General features: G+C 44.9%; 16 protein-coding genes. 11 read left to right on the top strand and 5 right to left on the bottom strand.

Features of this window, described 5'->3' with window-relative positions:
- Window positions 1–10 precede the first annotated feature (10 nt).
- Window positions 11–517: a hypothetical protein gene (locus NSQ68_RS18785; RefSeq protein WP_342426849.1), complete on the top strand. Its 507-nt coding sequence runs from the start codon at window positions 11–13 to the stop codon at window positions 515–517.
- 1,416 nt (window positions 518–1,933) lie between these two features.
- A complete protein-coding gene (locus tag NSQ68_RS18780) occupies window positions 1,934–2,866 on the top strand; it encodes a DUF2167 domain-containing protein (protein ID WP_342426848.1) in 933 nt (310 codons plus the stop codon).
- Between the two features lie 251 nt (window positions 2,867–3,117).
- On the opposite strand, the gene NSQ68_RS18775 is transcribed toward NSQ68_RS18780, so the two are convergent.
- On the bottom strand, window positions 3,118–4,149 hold the full coding sequence (locus tag NSQ68_RS18775; RefSeq protein ID WP_342426847.1) for a PocR ligand-binding domain-containing protein: 1,032 nt from the start codon (window positions 4,147–4,149) through the stop codon (window positions 3,118–3,120).
- Window positions 4,150–4,337: 188 nt separating this feature from the next.
- Here NSQ68_RS18775 and NSQ68_RS18770 point away from each other — a divergent pair, with 188 nt between their 5' ends.
- The 4 genes from NSQ68_RS18770 (at window position 4,338) to NSQ68_RS18755 (ending at window position 9,731) form a co-directional block, all read left to right on the top strand.
- Complete coding sequence (locus NSQ68_RS18770; protein WP_342426846.1) at window positions 4,338–5,471, top strand: glycerol dehydrogenase; 1,134 nt, start codon at window positions 4,338–4,340, stop codon at window positions 5,469–5,471.
- Between the two features lies 1 nt (window position 5,472).
- Window positions 5,473–7,233: a dihydroxyacetone kinase subunit DhaK gene (dhaK, locus tag NSQ68_RS18765; RefSeq protein ID WP_342426845.1), complete on the top strand. Its 1,761-nt coding sequence runs from the start codon at window positions 5,473–5,475 to the stop codon at window positions 7,231–7,233.
- 228 nt (window positions 7,234–7,461) lie between these two features.
- The gene (locus NSQ68_RS18760) at window positions 7,462–7,713 is read left to right on the top strand and encodes a hypothetical protein (protein WP_025723818.1); all 252 of its coding nucleotides are present in this window, start codon (window positions 7,462–7,464) and stop codon (window positions 7,711–7,713) included.
- 404 nt (window positions 7,714–8,117) lie between these two features.
- The gene (locus NSQ68_RS18755; RefSeq protein WP_342426844.1) at window positions 8,118–9,731 is read left to right on the top strand and encodes a cellulase family glycosylhydrolase; all 1,614 of its coding nucleotides are present in this window, start codon (window positions 8,118–8,120) and stop codon (window positions 9,729–9,731) included.
- 321 nt (window positions 9,732–10,052) lie between these two features.
- Here NSQ68_RS18755 and NSQ68_RS18750 read toward each other — a convergent pair whose 3' ends face one another.
- Window positions 10,053–11,057, bottom strand: coding sequence for an LLM class flavin-dependent oxidoreductase (locus NSQ68_RS18750; RefSeq protein ID WP_013311449.1), 1,005 nt, complete (start codon window positions 11,055–11,057; stop codon window positions 10,053–10,055).
- A gap of 152 nt (window positions 11,058–11,209) precedes the next feature.
- Here NSQ68_RS18750 and NSQ68_RS18745 point away from each other — a divergent pair, with 152 nt between their 5' ends.
- A complete protein-coding gene (locus NSQ68_RS18745) occupies window positions 11,210–11,533 on the top strand; it encodes a DUF3817 domain-containing protein (protein WP_342426843.1) in 324 nt (107 codons plus the stop codon).
- Between the two features lie 167 nt (window positions 11,534–11,700).
- Here the strand turns inward: NSQ68_RS18745 and NSQ68_RS18740 are convergent, their stop codons facing one another.
- Both NSQ68_RS18740 and NSQ68_RS18735 read right to left on the bottom strand, forming a co-directional pair.
- Window positions 11,701–12,651 (bottom strand): acetylxylan esterase, encoded by a 951-nt coding sequence (locus NSQ68_RS18740; RefSeq protein ID WP_342426842.1) that lies wholly within the window; start codon window positions 12,649–12,651, stop codon window positions 11,701–11,703.
- 36 nt (window positions 12,652–12,687) lie between these two features.
- Window positions 12,688–12,951 (bottom strand): YkgJ family cysteine cluster protein, encoded by a 264-nt coding sequence (locus NSQ68_RS18735; protein ID WP_013311446.1) that lies wholly within the window; start codon window positions 12,949–12,951, stop codon window positions 12,688–12,690.
- 296 nt (window positions 12,952–13,247) lie between these two features.
- On the opposite strand from NSQ68_RS18735, the gene NSQ68_RS18730 reads away from it, so the two are divergent.
- Window positions 13,248–13,505 (top strand): GlsB/YeaQ/YmgE family stress response membrane protein, encoded by a 258-nt coding sequence (locus tag NSQ68_RS18730; protein WP_023989828.1) that lies wholly within the window; start codon window positions 13,248–13,250, stop codon window positions 13,503–13,505.
- A gap of 129 nt (window positions 13,506–13,634) precedes the next feature.
- On the opposite strand, the gene NSQ68_RS18725 is transcribed toward NSQ68_RS18730, so the two are convergent.
- Complete coding sequence (locus NSQ68_RS18725; RefSeq protein WP_342426841.1) at window positions 13,635–14,936, bottom strand: MFS transporter; 1,302 nt, start codon at window positions 14,934–14,936, stop codon at window positions 13,635–13,637.
- A gap of 278 nt (window positions 14,937–15,214) precedes the next feature.
- Here NSQ68_RS18725 and NSQ68_RS18720 point away from each other — a divergent pair, with 278 nt between their 5' ends.
- The 3 genes from NSQ68_RS18720 (at window position 15,215) to NSQ68_RS18710 (ending at window position 17,575) form a co-directional block, all read left to right on the top strand.
- Window positions 15,215–16,066: an amino acid ABC transporter substrate-binding protein gene (locus tag NSQ68_RS18720; protein WP_043882305.1), complete on the top strand. Its 852-nt coding sequence runs from the start codon at window positions 15,215–15,217 to the stop codon at window positions 16,064–16,066.
- A gap of 73 nt (window positions 16,067–16,139) precedes the next feature.
- A complete protein-coding gene (locus NSQ68_RS18715) occupies window positions 16,140–16,808 on the top strand; it encodes an amino acid ABC transporter permease (protein ID WP_029515651.1) in 669 nt (222 codons plus the stop codon).
- A 14-nt stretch (window positions 16,809–16,822) separates the two neighbouring features.
- Window positions 16,823–17,575, top strand: coding sequence for an amino acid ABC transporter ATP-binding protein (locus NSQ68_RS18710; protein ID WP_342426840.1), 753 nt, complete (start codon window positions 16,823–16,825; stop codon window positions 17,573–17,575).
- Window positions 17,576–17,657: the final 82 nt, after the last annotated feature.

The following is a 17,657-nucleotide window of genomic DNA, read 5'->3' as shown; positions in this document are numbered from 1 at the left end:
GAGTAAATTAATGGAAAAACAAATACTTTATCCAGTAGAAGTACCTTGGCAAATAAGTCCGTCTCACGATTTTATAGAATTTATAGGAGAAGAATCAGAAGTTAAAATAAAATTTTTAATTAATTATAACGCTAAAACAAGAGAGCGTGAAATTAATCATTTATGTAAACAGTATGGTAACGAAGAGAAAATACCAGATGAAATTTGGAATAGGATTGGACATGCAATTATAGAGATTAATTTTGCTCAGGTTCACTTTTTTAGCAAAACTGTATCACAGCAAGAATTTGGACTATTAGATCCAGAGAAATTTGATTTAAGTCAAATAGCAAGTTTAGATGGGGCTCTATGGAATGAAACAAATATTTGTCCGGATCCTAGCTTTTATGAAGTAATAAACTCAAATTTGAAAAGTAGATTAGGTATTGATTCTTTAAGTGTAAGACATTGGTTAATTTTAGGCCATGATGTTTTTTTTGATATATTAGCGCCATCATTTAACTGGGAAGTAGTTTAGTGAAGCAATTTATTCAATGTTTTATAATTGAATTTAAACCAATTAAGTTAATTGATTCTAAATAAAAAAATTAAAATAGCAAAACACCTTTTTATATAGTGATGATTGTTCTACACTGTCTTTTCACTAAAAAAGGGTGTTTTTCTTCTTTACGAATAGCGATTTATCCTATCATATCATGTAATTGAGTGGAATTTCTTTCTGCTGAATATGTCGGCAAACGAGCATACACGATACGATTATGTGTGAAGACGGTTTGGTGAACAGCAAATAATATTAGGTTAATAATAGTAGAAATATAAGCGTAGTATTTAGTAACAAAACTGCAGGAAATCGTAGGTCAGGCTGTAAAAATCCTAGCTTACGAATATGATACGCAAGGCCGAGCGACGGCTCAGACCATGCAGGAGACCGGACTATAGAATACAACTGATCTGGTCGGACGAGTGTCTGTAATCTTCAGGCTCAGGAGCTACTGGAGAAGTACGGAGACGGCATGGTAACCGTATAGCTTCTCAGATTTATTCCAAAATATAGTAATTTCCTGATATGGAAACAGGACTCTCTAAAGTCCAAAAATCCGCTTTAGGGGATCTATTTTTTACTCTGGCTGCTCTCTTGGGGTGTGGCGGGGGCAGGTGGAGCAATTTCAACGGCGGCTCCGATAACATTCACAACACGGCTATTAACTGGTGTCGCTGCAATGATTGTTGCCACCAGCGAGTACAGTGAAGGAACTAGTGATATCGCTAAAGTCAGACAAGGTTATCTGTCCCAGTCTCGGAGCGGGCTTTGGCAAGCTGAATAAGTAGTATGGTGACATTATCAAATGCTGGTGAATAGCTACAACCTCCAAAACAAGCAATGAACTTGTAGAGGGTTTTTCAATAATTAGCTTATTACTAATTAAATCTACCCTATGAAAGCCTATACATTCTTTTAAATAAAAAAGTTGACATATATTTAAAAACAGGTAAAAAGTCACTAAGACTAAAGTCTCTTGTTAGATGAATTATACATTCCTTAATCTGATGAAATTCGACATTTTTTATGCTAGATGGATTGTTCGAAATCAAGCTAGAAGCCAATGGGTTGTCGTATCAACGAATAAGCCCTTTTTTAGAATTCATAAGTAGGAAACTGGAACGGAGAAGTAGTGCCATTGCGTAAGTGTGCTTGTCCTTTATGAGCTTTTCTTATCGCTCATTCACATTTTATAAATTCAGTTCAATTAGATTAGAATATTTGCATACATATGTATAAAAATGAGTATTAAGTCTCGGAAACTCCCTTTGCTACTGTGAATTGACAAAATATGCAGCAGTGGCTAATATGGTTGGGTACATGGGAGATATTGGAATTTATAAGGGGTAATGAGTTTTGTACAAGAGACTAGATAACAGATGTAGTAACAAAATGAAATGGGGCCAAACGATTTTTGGAGCGCTGTTGGCGCTTAGTCTGGTGTTACTCAGTGGGGGTAACGCGTGGGCCTCATCCCATGAACAATTAAAATGGATTGAGGGCGGCCGAAAGGTAGACCTGGGAAAAATGGCTGCGGTTGAACTGGACTCATCTCTTCTTTTCTTGGATGCAGCTAACACAGCAAAGGTAAGCGAGATGAATCATGAGAAACCATCGGGTAAGGAAATTGGGAGTATATTTCCGAAAAATGAAAATCAAAATTGGGAAGTTATCTTTGAATACAATGAACTTGGACACATCAAGGATGATGAAAAAGAAGACATCGATGCGGATGCCATTCTAGATAGTTATAAAGAGGGTACGGAAGAGAGTAACAAGGAAAAAGCGGAAAGTGATCGCCTGTATGTTACGGGCTGGGATGTGGAGCCTTTTTATAATGAAGCGACCCATAATCTAACCTGGTCTATGCTGGCGGAGGATGGGAACAAGGAAAAGCTGATCAATTATAATGTTCGTTTGCTCACTCGTCAGGGTTATATCTCTGCAATATTAGTGTCCGATCCTTCGCATTTGGACGCAGATAAGAAGTTTTTGAATGAGAACATATTACCCAAGCTGACAGTCAAATTAGGTGAGCGGTACGAGGATTTTAATGCTTCAACGGACAAAATTTCCGAATACGGCCTGACCGGATTGATTTTGGGAGGAGCAGGCTTGGCAGTAGCTAAAAAAGTAGGCTTGTTGGCATTACTCATTGCTTTTTTTAAGGGCGCGGGAATTAAGGTTATCATACTTATTGGTGCTGCTTGTGCAGGTATGTTTGGTGTAATAGGCAAGTTTTTCGCCAAATTATTTCGCAAGAAAAAATCGAAATCCATGCACAATGAAACGAACGCTCAGGATCAGTCAGAAACACTACAGTAAAGATAAAAAAACACACCATAATAAAATTGCTGATATAAAGGGGAATATGTATTTCCGTTAATGATGATGTGAAAAAGTAAATTTATAAATTGGATAATAAACGTCTTGCATTCTTCATTGTCATGCTATTCTTACTGATTTGGCTGAGGCAGCCTGACAAGCACACACAGATTATGTAGCTTGGGCAAGAACAATATGAACAGATGATCATGGAGACCTTAGACCCGTGAATCATCTGTTTTTCGTTTGTTTTATCCCTTGTAATACTTTCGGTACACCGCGGGCGTTGTGCCTTCATACTTTTTGAATATTTTAATGAAATACCCCGGCTCATTGAAGCCGAGCTCGCTACTGATCTGAGATACAGGAATATCTGTAGCTTCGAGCAACTGCTTCGCCCATCTCATCTTCAAGCGGGAAAGATAGCTGGAAAAGTTCTCACCCGTTTCCTTGGCAAACAGCCGACTAAAATAGCTTGGGCTAATGTGGCACAAGTCAGCCATGGCTTTAAGAGAAAAAGTTTCACCCTTGTGCTCAAAGATATATTCGAAGGCGGGTTTTAGTACGGGATTTCCGCACGGAATATCCACATCTTCTGAGGAATTCAGATAGGCATCTGCTAAGAAATTATTCATTTCTTTCTTAAGGTTTTCGATATGCTCCAGCGAGTAGCCAGGAAGGATCTCGGACAACTGTGGAGTGGAATGTGTGGCCGACGCCTTCTCGAACATTTCCGCGAGAAGATTTTTGTTCATCGCTTCTTCAACAATATAATTACACAATAAGGATAACATGTTGGAGATCGTCTGAATTTCCTGATAGGTCATGGAGGGCAGATCGGCGTAGTCGTTCTTAAGTTCCTCCCATTTGGAACTGTACAGTTTTTCATTTTTTGACGTGAGGATTTGCTCCAGCTGTAAGGCGCTCGAAGGATCTGCTAAGCGGACCTGACCTGCCATGACGGCGCCGATGTACTTATCGTCAATAATGATCGGTACCGCGATGTCGACGATGTCATAATGACAGAGATAAATATAAGGTTTGTTGGAACGTACCGCTTCAAGTCCACCGCGAGAGTCACATTTTTGGCAATAGGGAAGGAGATTCTCATTCTGACGAACCTTCTTGCAGAACGATTGGCATTGGCTGTGGCTAGTTACGGGATTCCCTTTATAATCGACGGTGAGAATAGCTAATTGGGTAACGGATGCTAATGAATCCTGCAACTGTTCCCACTTTTTCAAATCAAAGATTTTCTGGATGCTCAAATGTTCACGTATCAAGATCTCATCCCTTAATAGTAAATTATCCTGTAAGCGATAACAAAAAAGTACAATTCGTGATCTTTAGTGCAAAAAAATACGATTGTAGATTATAATATATTCCTTGATTCCTCCAATGTAAAGTTTACATGGTTCGGTTATAGTTTTAATCAGAACGAAGCCAACACAATCATAAGGAGGAATTATAGATGAGAAAAGCTTTTATCAGCCCAAGCAAATATGTACAAGGTGAAAACGAATTGTTGAATTTGGGTTACTATGTGAGCACCTTCGGCAAATCCGCTTTACTGATTGCGCATCCTGCCGATGTGGCGCGGGTAAAAGATAAACTTGATTCCACTTTGGGTAAATATAACGTGACCTTTATTGAAAGCGGTTTTATGGGTGAGTGTTCCAGACAGGAAGTTTCTAGACTTCAGGAAATTGCCACTGCAAATGGATGTGATTGTATCGTAGGTCTTGGCGGCGGGAAAGCGATCGACGCGGCGAAATGCGTAGCTCAAGGGGAAGCGCTTATCATCTGTCCGACGATTGCTGCGACGGATGCACCGACAAGTCACTCGGCCGTTCTGTACACTCCGGAAGGTGCTTTCGACGATTACGCCTATTTTAAGCAAAGTCCGAGTGTCGTATTAGTCGATACCACCGTAATTGCGAATGCACCAACCCGATTCCTTGTGTCAGGTATGGGTGATGCACTGTCGACTTACTTTGAAGCCCGTGCGACCTCCCGTTCTTACTCCAGGGTCAATGCCGGACTGCCTAATGGAGTACGCGAAGGACAGTGTGCGCCAGCAGTAGGTACAAATGCGGCGATTGCACTTGCAACGCTATGCTATGAAATGCTGTTGAAAGACGGTGCCAAAGCAAAAGCGGCATGTGATGAAAACCAGGTTACGCAAGCACTCGAAAATATCATTGAAACTAATATTTTACTCTCAGGCCTCGGCTTCGAGAGCGGTGGACTTGCGGCGGCCCATGCGATTCATGATGGACTCACGATTTTGGAAGGCACGCATCATTATTATCATGGAGAGAAAGTTGCATTCGGCACGATCGCACAGCTGGTGCTCGAAAACGCACCGACGGAAGAATTACATCAGGTACTTGATTTCTGTTTAGCCGTCGGTTTACCGGTCTGTTTGGCTGATATCGGCGTCGATCATATCAGCCAGGAAGAACTCATGGAAGTAGCTGCAAAGGCCTGCATTTTGGAGGAATCGATTCATTCCATGCCGTTTCCGGTCACAGTGGAGCAGGTTGCAGCGGCAATCGCTGCGGCCAACCGTATCGGGAGCCAGTACAAGGAGGAGGTAGAATAGCATGAAAAAGGTCATCAACCGTGCGGAAAATTTGGTCCTTGAGATGTGCAGTGGTATTGCGCTCGCTCATCCCGAGTTGGAATTTCTGCCAAAATATAAAGTGCTCAAGAAAAAGGAATTGAACGCGGAGAAAGTAACGCTCATCAGCGGCGGTGGCAGCGGGCATGAGCCCGCCCACGCTGGCTTCGTTGGCAAAGGGATGCTCGATGCCGCGGTCTGCGGTGATGTCTTCGCCTCTCCCTCACAAATTCAAGTATATCAGGCCATCCGAGCGACGACCGGGAAAAAAGGTGCGCTGCTGATTATTAAAAATTACAGCGGCGATATTATGAACTTTAGAAACGGCGCCCATCTGGCCACTGAAGACGGTCTGGAAGTGGACTATGTAAAGGTTGAGGACGACATCGCTGTAGAAGACAGCCTATATACAGTCGGACGGCGCGGAGTGGCGGGAACGGTACTCGTCCACAAGATCGCGGGTGCAGCGGCGGAAGAGGGCCGGAGTCTGGCGGAAGTTAAAGTAGTAGCCGAGAAAGCCGCTGCGAATGTACGCAGTATCGGATTCGCATTGACTTCGTGTACCGTGCCAGCGAAGGGCACGCCAACATTAGAGCTCGGGCATGATGAAATCGAGTACGGTGTCGGCATTCACGGCGAGCCTGGGACCAGCCGCGAGAAGCTGACGGATGCAGATACGCTGGCAGGCAGAATGGTAACCGATCTCCTTCGAGACATGCAGATCGAAACTGGATTCAGCGGAGAAATCGCCCTGTTGATCAATGGTTTCGGCGGTACGCCTCTGCAAGAACTGTACCTCTTCAACCATTCGGTCACTCGCGAACTAGCAGCGAAGGGGATCAAGATTGATCGCACTTTTGTCAACAATTATATGACGAGTATCGATATGGCAGGTATCTCGGTTTCCATCATGAAGCTGGACAACGAACTGAAAACGCTCCTCTCCCATGAAAGCAACGCGCCTGCGTTCAAGGTGGCTGGACCTGTTGATCATGTCGTATTCACGGATATTTCAACTGTAGCAGACGAAAAGCGGCAAGTATCCTTTGAGGTAGAAACGGATCCTGCCTTCGCGGTTATTGAAAACAACAAAATTACGTTGAACAATCTTACTTACCTAGTCGATAAGATGAGTGAGGTTATCATCAAGAATGAGGTACCTTTCTGCGATCTTGACTCTCATGCAGGCGACGGCGACTTTGGCATGAGCGTTGCTAAGGGATTTCGTCAGCTGAAACGGGAATGGAGAGACATTCTGAATCAAGATTCTTTGACGATGGGAGCCTTTCTTCATTCATGCTCATTCGTCATCATGGAATACTGCGGTGGCGCCTCGGGTCCGATCTGGGGCTCAGCATTTCGCGCAGCGGCACGATCCGCGGGCGAACGAACCGAACTCACTGTTTCCGAATTCGCAGATATGATGCAGGCTGCGGTGCAAGGCATACAATCAACAGGCGAACGTTCTTTCGGCAGAGGAGCCGTCGTTGGCGATAAAACGCTTATTGACGCATTAGTGCCATGTGCAGATAGCTGGTTGGAGAGCGCAAAATTAGATTTTGACGTGAAGACAGCCTTTGTAAGAGGTGCTCAAGCCGCTGTATTAGGGGCCAAAAAGACGGAAGACATCGTGGCGCGCATGGGCCGTGCCGGAACGGTAGGAGAGAGAAGCCTTGGTTATCCAGACGCGGGGGCTTATGCGCTTGGCGTGATTTTTACGGAGCTTGCTGAATGTTTGAACTGATTCTCTATAAATCCAAAATTACTGGCGCGAACACTTCGTTTAGATATCCATTCCTGTCTGTAACACTCGCTAATTCTTAAAAATTCAAGGTTTGTTCATTGCAATTGATGTGCATTAGGTTTATAATTTCAGACGGATTCAAAGGGCTTATCCCGGAATCCATGGGAGTTCATCCCATCTGAGCTAGCTTACTGCATGCTCAAATATGAATTAAGCGAGGGATTTACAATGAAAACCTGCTGCACCATCCAAGTTGACGAAGACAGTTTAGTTATTGATTTGCCAGAAGAAGGAACCACGCTAGAGTCCCTGCTCGGTGATATTGAGAGCTGTGGAGGTAGTGAAGAGCCTTGGCTGCAACTTATTGACAAGGTAATAGGTAACTCATCTGAGACTGTACTGACAGATCAAGCGACGGATGGCGGCGATATGAAGGAAGATCAGACGACCAAAGAACCTCAAGCAACTGCTCAGGGGTAATAGGGAGATCATACGTTAAGACGATATTTGTAACATTATTCGATCACATATAAGATCATCTATAAGACTGCTACCGAGCCAAGGCACGGGAAGCAGTCTTTTTTTATCAAACAACTAAAAATTCTCCGAATTTTGCAATCGGTAAATGAGTCTTTTGTCCCTTTAGTATTCTATAGTAGCCAACCAAGCAGAACACATCCCAAAACCGTGACTTCCTGTTCATTTTCAATCATAGAGTCGAAATGTAACATGAAACTAACTATAATAGTAGTATCATCCATATACAGGTAAGTGACATCGATGTTTGGACCTGATCCTCTTGTTGTATGAAGGAGGGGGCGAAAGAGCGGAGAACAACGTACTGATAAGTCTCATCTACTTTATAAAAAGAAAGGAATGTGTAAATGATGAATGAGCAATGGATCCTGCCAAGGATTGCAAAAAGAGTAGCGGTGATGCTAACAGCAGTATTACTATTAACGTTAACGAACGGATTTAACTGGAATACGCAAACAGCAGAGGCTGCTGGGACGACCCCTGTGGAACGTTACGGACAACTTTCAGTAAAGAATGGTAAATTGGTGGATAAAAACGGTAAACCTGTACAACTCAAAGGTATTAGCTCTCACGGCGTCCAATGGTTTGGGGATCTGATAAATCAGGACTCTATGAAATGGCTACGGGACGATTGGGGCATTTCCGTATTCCGGGTTGCACTGTACACTGAAGAAAATGGTTATATCGCCAATCCTTCTTTGAAAAATAAAGTGAAGGAAGCGATTGAGGCAGCACAGAAACTGGGCTTGTATGTCATAATCGACTGGCACATTCTCTCAGATGGCGATCCGAACATTCATAAAAATGAAGCCAAAGCTTTCTTTAATGAATTTTCGACTCAGTACGGCCATTTGCCTAACGTAATCTATGAGCTTGCCAATGAGCCGAATGGGAATGTGAACTGGAACAATCAAATCCGACCTTATGCGTTTGAGGTATCTCAGGTTATTCGCGCTAAGGACCCGGACAATATTATTATTGTAGGAACAGGCACATGGAGTCAGGATGTACATGATGCAGCAGACCATCCGCTTCCAGACAAGAATACAATGTATACCGTACATTTCTATGCGGGTACGCATGGACAGTACTTGCGCGATCGGGTCGATTATGCGCTGAACAAAGGCGTGGGCATATTTGCTACCGAGTGGGGTACAAGCGATGCTTCGGGTAACGGTGGTCCGTTCCTGAATGAATCCAAAGTATGGACTGATTTTCTTGCAAGCCGTGGAATCAGCTGGGCTAACTGGTCGCTGGCAGATAAAAATGAGACCTCTGCTGCGCTGTTGCCTGGTGCTGACCGTAAGGGCGGATGGTCTGATTCACAATTGTCCGCTTCCGGCAAATTCGTAAAACAGGCGATTCTGGAAGGCTCCAGCAACAATGGTGGAGGCGGAAACAACGGTGGGGATAACGGCGGAGATGGCAACACTGGCGGTAATAACGGTGGTGGCAACAACGGCGGCGATAACGGTAACGGAGGAAGTACACCAGGCAGTAACGATCAAGGGATTGTGCTTCAGTATCGCACTGGTGACACGAACGCCAAGGATAACGCAATCCGTCCTGAATTTAATATCAAAAATACAGGGAAAACAGCTGTGAAGTTGAGTGATCTAAAAATTCGCTACTATTACACAGATGAAAGCAAACAAGCTCAGCAGTTTTTTGTAGACTGGGCCAGGTTTGGCAATGAAAAGGTAAAATCGACTTTTGTAACATTGCCGAATCCGAAGGCCAAGGCTGATAAATATGTGGAGATTTCCTTCACAGATGGAGCGGGAACGATTCAGCCCGGCGGGGAAAGTGGAGAAATTCAACCCCGGATTCATGCTGCAAATTGGAGCAATTTTGATGAGACCAACGATTACTCCTATGGTGCTACCCAAACAGCATTCGCAGACTGGGACCATGGCACTGTATATCAGCAGGGTAAGCTGGTTTGGGGTATAGAACCTTAGAATTTAACCGTTACTAACTTTATCGAAACGAGTAAAGATACGGGACTTTTGGATGCCATCTTTCCAAGGTTTGGAGTATTGAATATGCGCCTTTGGTATATACGAACTGGAACTTTAGGAGGGCATGACTGGCACTTTAGTTTCGGTGTATATACTACCAAAGTACCATGTTATGTTCGACTTTTGTGGTACTTGAATTACTTCCATAGTGCAGAGGGGTTGGTTCCAATGAACCCTTCTCTACGACAAACCCCCGCTGTTGCCATCTTAGGCAGGCGGGGGTTTTTATGTTTCTGAAGCTCAGCCTCCGTTCAATTGCGTCTATACCAAACCAAAAGCTTTGGCCAGCAGACGGTAGGACTGAACACGTTTATCAAAGTCATGAATGGATGAAACGACCAGTAACTCATCGGTACGATACTGCTCAGCCAGTCTTAGTAGCTGTTCTTTACACTGTTCAGGGGTACCAACAACACGCCATGCTGCGGACTGACGCAGCCGCTCACGATCCAACTCCGTGTACGGATAAGACATTGCTGTTTTCACCGACGGAAGAGAACTCATTTCTTTACCTTGCATGAGCAAAAGGAAATACAAACTAGCACTGGACGCCAGTTGCTCAGCTTCCTCTTCGGTTTCCGCGCAGGCCACCGTAACTGCCGCCATGGAATGGGGCTTATCACCCAGGATCGAAGGCTGGAATTGCTCGTGGTAACGTGCGGTAGCTTCTACACCACCTGGAGTCCCGAAAAATTGGGCAAAGGCATAGGAGGCACCCATCATCGCGGCCAATCTGGCGCTCTCTCCGCTGGAGCCGAGCAACCATAATTCAGGAACGGTCGATATCATCGGGGAGGCATGAAGACCGGCAAATCGATGATTGTCAGGCACCGAATCATGGAAGTAGTCGATTAAATCGAGAATCTGCTGTGGATATTGTTCGACAGACTGGTACTTGCCTTCCTGCAGTGCACGAGTAGCAAGCGGTAAACCACCAGGAGCACGCCCTATTCCCAGGTCGATGCGTCCTGGATGGAGCGCCTCCAGCAAGCGGAAGTTTTCGGCGACTTTATACGCGCTGTAGTGTGGCAGCATAATACCGCCTGAACCCACACGAATGCGTGATGTGTGAGCAGCCAAATGCGCAATCAGCACCTCAGGGCTGGAGTGCGCTAGTGTTTTGGACGCATGATGTTCGGATACCCAATAACGGCTATATCCCAGTTGATCAGCTTCACGCGCTAAATCGGTTGTATTGGATAATGCATCCTGAGCAGTACCGCCTTCAGGAATATGAGACTGGTCCAGTATACCCAGTTTAAGCATTTATAATCACCTCTTACACAACTGTATCAGACACAACTCATTAGGTCAAAATTCAAAAATGGATAGGTTGGAGTTTGGGGACCTTTTCGTTATAATAAAGGATGTGTAAAGGATGAGAGAACATCCTTGCTTATGGAGAGGGGATTGAATTTGTGTTAAGAACACCTTTGGGGCGTGTCCGACTCATGCTCTGGATTCAAGCTATAGCTTATTTGGCGATACTATTCACCCACCAGCCGCTGCAAGCTGCGGGTATGACCCAGGCGGTTATGGTGATTGGTAACATATACCGGGTGAGCTTTTTGTTGCTCCTCGTTGCTTTAATCTATGGAAAAACAGCACTGCACTGGTCTATACGGCGGCCTCTTTTTATTATGTTTGCCTCCTTCATCCCGTTTGGTCTGATGATTATGGATTTTATTTGGGTGCGAAAATGGACAGGGGATTCGGCAGCAGAACAGCGAGCTGCATCGTAATCTTAGAAGATTTGTTTCGTGTCAAGTGTCGAGGAGTTTGTCTGGCGGAAGCGGGACTGGCCCCGATGCAGTAGAAAAGAACATTACGCAGTTTGACGCGTGGTGTTCTTTTTTGTGCACCGGAGGAATCATTCTATTTATTGTACTTTCGAGCGTTGGGAAGCGAATTATGAAAAATGCTGAACTAAAAATTCTGCCGTTTTGCGTCTTTGAAAGCCTTCAACCCAATGTCCGGTAAACGGATAAATTTCAATCGTTTTAGGTGATTCAATACGGTTATAAGCGGCGAAAATCGTCTCTGGCATACACACCGTATCCTTGAACCCTACCGATACCATGATCGGGGTACGAATGCGATGAGCCAGATTCATCACGTCAAAATAACTTAATGTATGTAGTACCTGTTCCAAATGCTCAGGGAATCGGTTGGCAAATTCAGCTGCTTCCGTCAGTGAACTGGTAGAATTCATCATACCAAAATCCATATGACACATATTGGGGATATCCGCTACCGTAATAGCAGCTTTATCGCTGAGCGCAGCCACCATTAATGAAAGTCCGCCGCCCTGACTGGCGCCACTGATTGCGATTTTAGCCGAATCGACATCCGGCTGCTCCGCTACCCAATTTACGGCTCTAAGGGCATCGGTTGTAATCGTTTTGTAGTAGCAGGTATCCTTGTCCAATATTCCTTTCGTTACCCAGCCTTTAACCGTACCATGAGGATCACCCAGACGGTCTCCCGTTTCTCCTCCCTGGCCACGCACATCTACGGCCAATACCGCAAAGCCAAGCATGAGCCAGGAGGAATAATCTTCAGGATAGCCTTTTCCGCCTGTATAGCCATGAAACAGAACGATACACGGCAGCTTTTGATCTCCGGCAAATCGGGGGCGTACATACCAGGCATGCAGAGGTGTATCATCGACACCCTCAAAAGTAACCCGGTAAGCAAGAATATGAGGATATGGCGTTTCTACGAGAGTTTTGAACGCACGTACAGGTTTGGTGTGGACTTCTTCCAGTGTTTTGGCCCAGAATAAATCGATATCCTTCGGGGCGGTAAGATCGGGCCGATATTGCTTCAATTCGGTAATTCTTTTTTCAATAACATTCATAATTAAAATTCTCCTTCATATAGAATGAACTTCTCCTTAAGCTTTACCCGGTAAAGTTGACTCCTCCAGCTCTCTCAGCAGCTCAAATGCTCTTTCATTAGTGCTTCCACACGTATCCTCATCAGCATGGAATCCACTGCATACAACTGGGCGCTCAGGTTTGCCAAACAATCGGCAACGGTAATCGGAAGTTAGCTGAGGGCAAGGAACACCAGCTGGTTTTCCATCTGGCATGCCGGGAATAGGGGAAGAAATCGTAATGGCAATACAGCACGCGGCACATCCTACTCGACACTCCAGTTGGGGTCACTCCTTAAAATCTGTTATTTTTGTAACTTATGCATGAAGTGACATTAATGAAGCTATAATGTGAGGATGGCATAAAAAAAGCAGGAATACAAGGATAAACGCATATGAGACACACTTTTCACACAAGGGGTATAAATAGTCGTAGAGGCACGTAAAATGGTATCAAGTCCCTAAATCAGTGTTCCGTCCTGTGGTAATATTAACCAATTGTCTTTTGTGTGTTCAAAAGGAGTTCGAGTGGTTAATAATAGAACACAACGATAAAAACTTAAACGAGGTGACGCAAAATGAGTTGGTTATGGGCATTGATTGTTGGTGGTATTATTGGTTGGTTGGCAGGAATTATTGCAGGTCGTGATGTACCGGGTGGCGTGATAGGTAACATCATCGCTGGTTTTATCGGCGCATGGTTGGGTAGCTTGATTCTGGGAAACTGGGGTCCTGAAATCGGATCGTTCTACATCGTTCCTGCATTAATTGGTGCGATTGTGCTGGTCGTGATTGTAAGCTTGATCTTCCGTTCTGTTGGACGGAGTAGAGGCTAACTTTACGAATCATTGAATAGACTAGCCCCTATGGGGCACAAGGCTAAAATGGAAAAGAGGCTGCTTCCGCAAGGTTCGAAAATGAACCTGTGGGAGCAGCTTTTTTTGAGGAAAAGTGACGAATTTTTCCTATTGAAAACGCCTGATATGAGGAACACATAGAACGCCCAGCACGATACACATGCCGATGGCTGCAAACATGCCAATTGTGAACATACCACCAAACTTATCCGCTACAGCACCTACGGCCAGATAGCCGACAGGGAGCAGGGCAAAGGAAAACATTAGATCCAGACTAGCTACACGTCCAAAAGACTCGGCTGGGACTAATTCCTGAAGGCTTGTCTCCCAGATAATCGCAAATATCATAATGCCAAATCCTTCGAGCATCATGCTCATAATCAGTCCTGGCATCCAAGTGACTAAAGACAACAGTAGTAAAGCAAGACCGCTGACAAAAGCTCCTAAGTATGCGAGCAGGCCGCGATGCTTCCAATGCTTGCGTGATCCATACACAAAGGCCCCCAGCATGGCGCCAATGCCGCTACTTGCCATCGCAATGCCGTATACGACTGGACTGTAGCCATGATGAACCTTGAACAGCCACGGAATGAGTACAGCGATAATGCCTGAATAACAAATATTAATGAAGGAAAAGGCAAGAATCGTAATCCATAGCCAGGGGTGGCTTTTGAGAATGGTAAAGCCTGCGATAAAATCCTTGAGAAAATGCTGTCCACCCTGATCTAGCTGTTCTGGATCTACCTGACCTTTGCCGATGATGGAGGCCAAATGAGCGCTCAGCATCCAAAAACAGGCGAAAGATATCAGATAAGCGATAGAATCCAGTCCAAAGCCGATACCCGGTGAGGAAAAAGATACAATGAAGCCTCCTAACGGAGGGCCAAGTAGACGGACGGCTTGTATACTGATCTGACTAAGCGCGTTGGCTGCATTGCGTATGTCCGGTGTGAACACCTGTGCACGTAAGGCAGAATAAGCGGGATTAAAAATACCGTCCATCAATCCGTACAACGCTAGGCCAACGAATAGAAGCGGCAATTTCATCCCGCCCGTAAACATCAACACCGCCGCAATGAACATCAGCCCAAACCGTGCGATATTCGTAAACAGAAGGAGACGAATTCGGTCAATTCTGTCCACGATCATGCCTGCGAAAGGCAGAATAAGTACGTTAGGCAGCATATAAACAGTCATCGCCAGTCCCATGATAGTAGTTGAGCCTGTTAGGGAATAGATAACCAGTGGCAAAATGACTGTGGTGACTGAGCTCCCCAACATTGCGATCCAATGTCCAAGCCACAACAAGGTGAACGCTTTGGATTGTTTTAAAGGTGAAGTGAAGGTAGCCCAAGCCGAGTGACTTCCTTCAGGTGAAGTAGAGGATAAGGTTGAATTTTGGGTATCCATGATCACACTCCGGTATATTTCTAAACTGCATATTAAAACCTATTATACGAAATCTCTAACGTAAGGGTACAGAAAAAGTTGCTGTGAGGGGAGTTGTAATGAATAGCCTGCCAATGAAAGAGTCAACCTAGAATAACTTTAGGCTGCAAAGATATATAGCTCACCTTTTGCATAGGGATTATTGGATAAAAGCATTGACGCGTGAAAATGAATGATGTACTATTCAATGACCAGCCGCGTGCTAGGTTATCAAGAAAAAGGGAAAGAGTGTGGATACCATGAAAAAATTTAGTTTTTTGCCGATTGTACTCATCGTGATGGCATTGCTGGTTTCGGCCTGCGGTAACAACGATAAAGGCGCCAGTACCAATAATGCATCTACCGGAGATAACGGATCTAATAATGGAAAAGCAGATACTACTGCTACAGCTACTCTTGAATCTGTAAAAGCAAGCGGCAAGCTGAGAATTGGCACGGAAGGCACCTATGCTCCGTTTACCTACCATGATGCTGCAGGGAAACTGACAGGCTTCGATGTCGATATTGCGACTGAAGTGAGCAAACGCCTGGGTGTACAACCGGAGTTTATCGAGACGCAATGGGACGGCATATTCGCAGGGTTGAACTCCAAGCGGTTTGACACGGTGTTCAATGAAGTATCCATTACAGATGAGCGCAAGCAAAAATATGATTTTTCTGATCCGTACATTGTTTCCAAGGCAGTTCTGATCGTAAGCGAAGACAATACAGACATCCAGAAATTTGCTGATCTAAAAGGGAAAAAGGCTGGGCAATCCCTGACCAGTAACCTGACTCAAATCGCGAAAAGCAACGGAGCAGAAATTGTGGCAACAGAGGGATTCAACCAAGCCATTGACCTCCTGACTTCCAAGCGGGTGGATGCGACCGTCAATGATGGATTATCCTATCTTGATCTGAAAAAGCAAAAGCCTGACGCACCAATTAAAAAGGTGGACGAATCTTCAGATGCTTCACACAGCGCAGCTGTATTCAATAAAGGCAGCGAGGATTTGATCAAGGAAGTAAACAAAGCGCTGGCTGATATGAAGGCTGATGGTACGTATCTGAAAATTTCCGAGAAATATTTTGGAGCCGACGTATCCAAATAATAAATGAAGACCAAACGTTCGCCAAGTCGAACCGAATCTTCTCAAACCTATCTTTTCAAAGGATGTCTGTACAATGGATGATCGCCAAATACAAATCATTATGGATTCATTATTGCCTCTGCTAAAAGCAGGGGTTTCTTTTACGATTCCGCTCACGCTTATCTCCTTTGCTCTGGGACTCGTGCTGGCGCTGATTACAGCGTTAGCCCGTCTGTCCAAATGGAGAATACTCAAGCTGATTTTCGGCTTCTATGTATGGGTGATTCGAGGAACTCCGTTGCTGGTGCAGTTGTATATTATTTTCTATGGTTTACCTTCCGTGGGTATTACACTGGACCCGTTTATTGCTTCAGTAATCGGCTTTACCCTCAGCGTAGGGGCTTATAGCTCTGAAATTATACGTGCAGCTATCATATCTATTCAGGAAGGCCAATGGGAGGCGGGATACTCCCTGGGGATGACGCGCTGGCAAGTATTGCGACGTATCGTGCTACCGCAAGCATCCCGTGTGTCCGTACCTCCGTTGGCTAATTCATTCATTAGCTTGGTGAAGGATACCTCACTGGCTGCGACCATCACGTATGTGGAAATGTTCAGAACGGCTAACCAGATTGTAGCTACCACATACGAACCGCTATTGGTGTATACCGAGGCGGGGGTTATATACCTGCTGTTTAGCACTATTTTGACTGTGCTGCAAAATTACCTGGAGAAGCGACTAGGCCGTTTTTCCGTCAGATAAAGGAGATTGTACCGGTGATCCAAATTCGGAATATACACAAATCGTTCGGCTCGCTGGAAGTGCTTAAAGGTGTTGACGTGACGTTGGGTAAGGGGAAAGTGCTTGTTATCATCGGTCCTTCCGGTTCTGGTAAAACAACGTTTTTACGCTGTTTGAATTTGCTGGAGATTCCTGACCAAGGAGAGATCCAAGTAGGGGATATTGCACTGAATTTTGCGAAAGGAACGAAGCTCCGGCAAGAAAATATTTTGGCGCTGCGCAAGCGGACAGGGATGGTGTTTCAATCCTACAACCTCTTCCCGCATATGACAGCAGTACAAAATGTGATGGAGGGACAAGTCACGGTTCAGAAAAAGAGCAAGGACGAGGCGCGCAAACGTGCATTGGAGTTGCTTAAAAAAGTGGGGTTGGCTGATAAAGCGGAATCCTATCCGCATCAGTTATCAGGAGGACAACAGCAAAGAGTCGGTATTGCCCGGGCAATGGCGGTCGAACCTGAGGTACTTTTGTTCGACGAGCCGACCTCCGCCCTCGATCCTGAGTTGGTAGGCGAGGTGCTCAAGGTCATGAAGCAACTGGCTGCCGAAGGAATGACTATGGTCATTGTCACCCATGAAATGAAATTTGCAGCCGAGGTCGCGGACCATGTGATTTTGATGGATCAGGGCGTAATCGTCGAGCAGGGTGCGCCGCATGAGGTCTTGGAGCAGCCCACCAGTCCACGGGCTATTCAGTTTTTGAATCGTCTAAGCGGGGAAGCAGAATAAAGAGAATTACAGTATTTATTAAAATAAGCGATTAGACTGAATAAAAAGGCAGCTACAGCCGGGCATTGAAAAATAAAGCCTC

It is taken from the genome of Paenibacillus sp. FSL L8-0158, from assembly GCF_038592965.1.
Lineage (GTDB): Bacteria > Bacillota > Bacilli > Paenibacillales > Paenibacillaceae > Paenibacillus > Paenibacillus polymyxa_D.
Note: the sequence above shows the minus strand (reverse complement) of the source record. Positions and strands in the feature narration are given on the sequence as shown.